This window comes from Pseudomonas amygdali, from assembly GCF_002699855.1.
GTDB classification, from domain to species: Bacteria; Pseudomonadota; Gammaproteobacteria; order Pseudomonadales; family Pseudomonadaceae; genus Aquipseudomonas; species Aquipseudomonas amygdali.
Genome location: NZ_LKBW01000127.1, coordinates 1 through 4,693 on the forward strand (window position 1 = coordinate 1; position 4,693 = coordinate 4,693).

The window sequence follows — 4,693 nt, forward strand, 5'->3', positions numbered from 1 at the left end:
ATATCGGTCGCCGAGAGAGTTTAGGCGCTTGGCAGCAGCATCAATTTAACGGGGAGTTGGTGTCCGGTATTGTAGGGGCAAGTCCATTGCCCTTGGTCGGGATCTCGCACGTCATCCCGGCAATCAGCCACTCCTTGTGAAAGATTTCCTGCATGTCGATTTCAAACAGTCGGTCATCACTGTAAAAAGGCTGCGGCAGCGAGTAGGTGCGCTCGCGATTCTGCAGCATCTCGGCAGTGGCCTTGCGTGCAGGTTCCAGCGGATCGCCCAGGCTCAAGGTTGCGGTGACGTCCATCGATTAAATCCCTCATGACCGCGGCATGGGCGGCCTGCGAATGTGGCTGATACGGGTGTGATCGCGTTGCACGCATGACGATAGATCAGTCAATCATGCTCATGACCCTTGATGGCGAGTGTGGAGCCGGGCGCTGAGTGAACCTTATCCATGGGCGACATGGCCGCATCCGTTCCCGACGCGACAGGCCTTGTTGCACGGGGCTGGTCGCGGTAAGTACGTGAATGTCGTTGATAGGTAAATGGCCGCCTCGCGCGTTACGCAGAATCCGCAGCATGAGAGGCCGACAGTCGGCCGTGGAGATCGAGTATGTCGCAAAGTTTCCTGAGCCCGGTCACGACCCAGACATGGGCCAACGGTCGCCACCAGGTACGTGTCGTCAAAGTCATCCAGGAAACCTGGGATGTGCGCACGTTCTGCTTCATGGCCGACCAGCCGATCATGTTCTTCTTCAAGCCGGGCCAGTTCGTGACCCTGGAGCTGGAGATCGACGGCCTGCCGATCATGCGCTCTTACACCATCTCCAGCTCGCCGTCGGTGCCCTACAGCTTTTCGATCACCGTCAAACGCGTACCGGGTGGCAAGGTCTCCAACTACCTGCATGACACGCTCAGTGAGGGTCAGGAATTGGCCGTGCACGGGCCGGTCGGGCTGTTCAATGCCATCGATTTCCCCAACCCGAAGATTCTCTACCTTAGCGGTGGCGTCGGCATCACGCCGGTGATGTCCATGGCGCGCTGGTTCTATGACACCAACGCCAATGTCGACATGGTGTTTGTGCACAGCGCCCGCTCGCCCAAGGACATTATCTATCACCGCGAGCTGGAACACATGGCCTCGCGGATCGATAACTTCAGCCTGCATCTTGTCTGCGAAAAGCATGGGCTGGGTGAGCCGTGGGCCGGTTATCGCGGCTACCTGAACCAGAAAATGCTTGAACTGATGGCCCCAGACTTCATGGACCGCGAGGTGTTCTGCTGCGGGCCGACGCCGTACATGGCGGCGGTCAAGCGACTGCTGTTGGAAAACGGCTTCAACATGGCGCAATACCATGAAGAGTCGTTCGGTGCGACGCCGCCCGAGGCCAGGGCAGACGCCGTCGAGCAGGCCGAAATCGCCGCCGACGCGCCGGATGTCGACGCCGCCGACCTGCATCAGGTGGAATTCACCGACACCGGCAAGAGCATTCGCGTGGCCCCGGGCGAAACTGTTCACGCCGCTGCCGCCAAACTCGGCCTGATGATCCCCAAAGCCTGTGGTATGGGCATTTGCGGCACCTGCAAGGTTATGAAGCTGAGCGGCGAAGTGGAAATGGAACACAACGGCGGCATCACCGACGAGGATGTTGCAGAGGGTTACATTCTGTCCTGCTGCAGCGTTCCGAAGGGGGATGTGCGGATTGAGTATTGAGCACGCCGAAACTGTGTAACGCGGAGCGTCCGGAACGGCATACCCACGCGGAGCATGGGCACGATAGTGATCTCTCTGACGACTATCGTTCCTCATGCTCCAGCGTGGGAATGCCGTGGGTGACGCTCTGCGTCACAAATCTACGCCGCGCTGCAGGTTCAAGACCGGACGCGGAGCGTCCAGAACGGCATGCGACGCGGAGCGTCGCACGATAGTTGGTGTCATCCTTCCGCACGCTCCAGCGTGGGTACGATAGGCGTTCTTTAGGGCACCTATCGGTTACGTTCCACTATGACTCTGCTTATAAGCCGCCAGCGCTGGCAGCAGTTGCTGGTCGATGGCCTGGCGTACCGCGGGGAGGAGGGTGGCGCTGCCGGTCAGGAGTTGCTCTACCAGACGTCGCAGGGCTGTAGCGCGTTCGGCGTTCAGGCCGCAAACGGCTTGCGCGCAGGCTTGTTCAGCGGTTGCGCCGCCGGGTGCTTCGAAGCCCAGGGCTCTGAGTTGGCCGAGCAGGTCTTCCTGGTCAATCAAATCTGCGTGCATCATGGCTTCTGTTCCTTTGATCGGGCTTTTTTCCGATTCTGGTAGGGCAGGCTGCCAAGGGCAAGTCCTGTGCGTCGCGCATGGCAGGATTGACTACAGGTACGTCGTTTTCAGTTCAGGTCGCGCTTATTCGATTTGCCGGTTTTCTATTGTGTTGTCGACCATGACCTTTGCCATTTCCACCAGGTGCATGATCGTGAGCGTCATATCTCTTTGCGCGCCGGTCATGCTGTCGCTGAATTCGTAAGCGCTGGTTGCTGCACAGCGCAGCAGGTCGCTGGCATACATCAGCGCATCTTCATGGCTGACTTTGGGGCGGGCGTTGAAGAGGGGTGGGTCGGGGACGATTTTTAGCATGTGAGACTCCTAATCAATAACTGGAAGGTCGTCACTTCGGCTACTAATCGAAGGTGGCGGCCGCACGCAGGTAGTAGCCCGGTGATTAGGAACCGGTGCATCCGAAGATGCCCCACGCACGGCCACCATAAAGATGCAGGCCGTAAACAAGCGCCTTGCACAAGGTGGCGCATTGCGCCTAATCACACCGAGGGCTACTAATCCTCATCGCTGAATATGCAGCGACGGGCGCAGAGTAGTGATCGAAATCGGCAGGCACAAGGGGGCGGGAGTTTCTCGGAAATTTCCTTCAAACGAAAGAGACGAGTCCCGCAAATTCGTTACAAATTCTTGTTCATTGCTCAGGTTTGCTAAACTGCGCAGCTTGCCAGGAGCTGCCATGAATTACCGTCACGCCTACCATGCCGGCAACCACGCCGACGTGTTCAAACACCTGACTCTGACTCGCTTGATCGCCCTCATGGCGCGCAAGGAGCAGCCGTTCGCCTATCTCGACACCCACGCGGGGTTGGGGTTATACGACCTCAAGGGCGATCAGGCCACCCGCACCGGAGAGTGGCTGGAAGGCATCGGCCGTCTTTGGGATGCACCGGACTTGCCCGCGCTGGCCTCCGATTACTTGCAAGTGCTGCACGACATGAACCCCGACGGCGAGCTGCGCTACTACCCCGGCTCGCCGGAGCTGGCCCGCCGCCTGACTCGCGAGCGCGAGCGTGTGCTGCTCAACGAGAAGCACCCCGAAGATGGGCGTCTGCTCAAGGAAAACATGAAGGGCGATCGCCGCGTGGCAGTGCATCTGGGGGAAGGCTGGCATGTGCCACGCGCCTTGCTGCCGGTGGCTGAAAAGCGTGCCGTGATGCTCATCGACCCGCCGTTCGAGCAGCTCGATGAAATGAAACGTTGCGCTGTAGCGCTCAAGGAAACCATCGGGCGCATGCGTCAGACGGTGGCTGCTATCTGGTACCCGATCAAGGACCCGCGCCTGCTGCGGCGTTTGTATCAGGACCTGGCCGAGACTGGCGCACCCAAATTGCTGCGCGTCGAGCTGTTCGTCCACCCGCTGGACACCCCGGCCAGCCTCAACGGTTCAGGCCTGGCCATCGCCAACCCGCCGTGGGGCCTGGAAGAAGAGCTGCGTGAGCTGATGCCTTATCTGGCAGACAAACTGGGCCAGACCCAGGGCGGCTGGAAGATGGACTGGTTGATCGCCGAGTAATTGAGCCAGCCGTGACCACTCTGAAGCCCGAAAGGTGCGAGAGGTTCATGAGATAGCTCTTGTATTCCCAAGCGCAGCAATGAATGAGCTTTTGTGGGAGCGAGCCCTATCCAGCTACCAACGCTTCAGCCCCTTTTTTCAGCTAGTCAGCCAGTTCAAGCTGGCAGACAAACTCCGGTACCACCCAGGCCGCAATAGCCCTGAGGGTTCTTGGCCAGGTATTGCTGGTGGTAGGCCTCGGCAAAGTAGACCGTCGGAGCTTCTTCGATTTCAGTGGTAATTGCGCCTAGCCCGGCCTTGCTCAGTTCCGCCTGGAACTCCGCAGCGCTGGCCTTGGCGGCGTCGAGCTGTTCGGGAGTGGTGCAGTAGATCACCGAGCGGTACTGAGTACCGATGTCGTTACCCTGACGCATACCCTGGGTCGGGTTGTGCGCTTCCCAGAACACCTTGAGCAACGACTTGTAGCTGATTTTCTCGGGCTCGTAGACAACCAGCACCACTTCAGTGTGGCCAGTCAGACCGGAGCAGACTTCTTCGTAAGTCGGGTTCGGGGTAAATCCGCCCGCATACCCCACGACAGTGCTCACCACACCGTTCTGTTGCCACAGGCGGCGTTCTGCGCCCCAGAAGCAACCCAGGCCGAAGATGGCGAATTCCACATTGCTCGAAAACGGTCCCAGCAGCGGGTTGCCGTTGACGAAATGAGTTTCCGGAAGCGCCATAGGCGTTTCACGACCCGGCAGTGCTTGTTCGGCGGTGGGCAGTACGTTTTTGTTCACTAGGGTTTGTCTGAAAAGTCAGCCCGCAAGCATCTTTCGATGCAAGCCAGTGTGACCATCGCTTTAAAGCTACTTGCCAGCTTGTCGTAACGC

General features: G+C 59.0%; 5 protein-coding genes and 2 pseudogenes. 2 read left to right on the plus strand and 5 right to left on the minus strand.

Annotated features, from left to right (window positions below):
- Positions 1-79 precede the first annotated feature (79 nt).
- Positions 80-295 (minus strand): annotated as a pseudogene (locus AO277_RS11230) (Rieske (2Fe-2S) protein); the annotation flags it as partial.
- Between the two features lie 309 nt (positions 296-604).
- Here AO277_RS11230 and gbcB point away from each other — a divergent pair.
- Positions 605-1,705, plus strand: coding sequence for a glycine betaine monooxygenase reductase subunit (gene gbcB, locus AO277_RS11240; protein ID WP_002555657.1), 1,101 nt, complete (start codon positions 605-607; stop codon positions 1,703-1,705).
- A 279-nt stretch (positions 1,706-1,984) separates the two neighbouring features.
- On the opposite strand, the gene AO277_RS28490 is transcribed toward gbcB, so the two are convergent.
- Together AO277_RS28490 and AO277_RS11255 are read right to left on the minus strand one after the other, a co-directional pair.
- Positions 1,985-2,251, minus strand: a complete 267-nt coding sequence (locus AO277_RS28490) for a hypothetical protein (protein ID WP_002555654.1) — start codon at positions 2,249-2,251, stop codon at positions 1,985-1,987.
- Positions 2,252-2,374: 123 nt separating this feature from the next.
- Positions 2,375-2,605 carry a DUF6124 family protein gene (locus AO277_RS11255; protein WP_005735008.1) on the minus strand — a complete coding sequence of 77 codons (231 nt, stop codon included), beginning with the start codon at positions 2,603-2,605 and terminating at the stop codon, positions 2,375-2,377.
- Positions 2,606-2,984: 379 nt separating this feature from the next.
- Between AO277_RS11255 and AO277_RS11260 the strand changes: the two genes are divergently transcribed.
- On the plus strand, positions 2,985-3,821 hold the full coding sequence (locus AO277_RS11260; protein ID WP_044320072.1) for a 23S rRNA (adenine(2030)-N(6))-methyltransferase RlmJ: 837 nt from the start codon (positions 2,985-2,987) through the stop codon (positions 3,819-3,821).
- A gap of 155 nt (positions 3,822-3,976) precedes the next feature.
- Here AO277_RS11260 and msrA read toward each other — a convergent pair whose 3' ends face one another.
- Both msrA and AO277_RS11270 read right to left on the minus strand, forming a co-directional pair.
- A complete protein-coding gene (gene msrA / locus AO277_RS11265) occupies positions 3,977-4,600 on the minus strand; it encodes a peptide-methionine (S)-S-oxide reductase MsrA (RefSeq protein WP_044320073.1) in 624 nt (207 codons plus the stop codon).
- Positions 4,600-4,693, minus strand: a pseudogene (locus tag AO277_RS11270) (IS5/IS1182 family transposase); the annotation flags it as partial. The pseudogene AO277_RS11270 and the gene msrA, both read right to left, overlap by 1 nt.